The sequence below is a fragment of the Streptomyces sp. SP17BM10 genome (assembly GCF_036322405.1).
Taxonomy (GTDB): domain Bacteria; phylum Actinomycetota; class Actinomycetes; order Streptomycetales; family Streptomycetaceae; genus Kitasatospora.
This window is the reverse complement of sequence record NZ_JAQYXB010000293.1, coordinates 1-311: the sequence shown is the minus strand read 5'-3', so window position 1 is coordinate 311 and position 311 is coordinate 1. Positions and strand designations below refer to the sequence as shown.

At 53.4% G+C, this 311-nt stretch carries 1 protein-coding gene; it reads right to left on the bottom strand.

What is annotated here, in order from left to right; genetic code table 11:
* Positions 1-96 precede the first annotated feature (96 nt).
* Positions 97-311, bottom strand: a 215-nt coding sequence (locus PUR71_RS40925) for a hypothetical protein (protein WP_329924433.1), incomplete at its 5' end; no start/stop codon positions are given.

Sequence of the window (311 nt, the reverse complement as noted above, 5' to 3'; positions counted from 1 at the left end):
TTTATTTATTGGCCGGTTAACCCCCAGGGGGTTGTCGGTTGGTTGTTTTGGGGGTATGGGGGGTTTTCTTTTTTGTTCGTGATGGGGGGGGGCCGGTCACCTGGGGGTGGGCCGGGGCCTTCCCGGGCGTAGGGGGGGGGCACGGGGCCCCCCCCCCCCACACAAAACACCCCCCAAAAAACAAAAAAAAAAAAAAAAAAAAAACACAAAAAAAAAAAAAAAAAAAAAAAAACCCACACACCCACCCCACAAACCCACCACAAAAAAAACCCCCCCCCACACCCCAACCAAACCCCCACACACCCAACCAC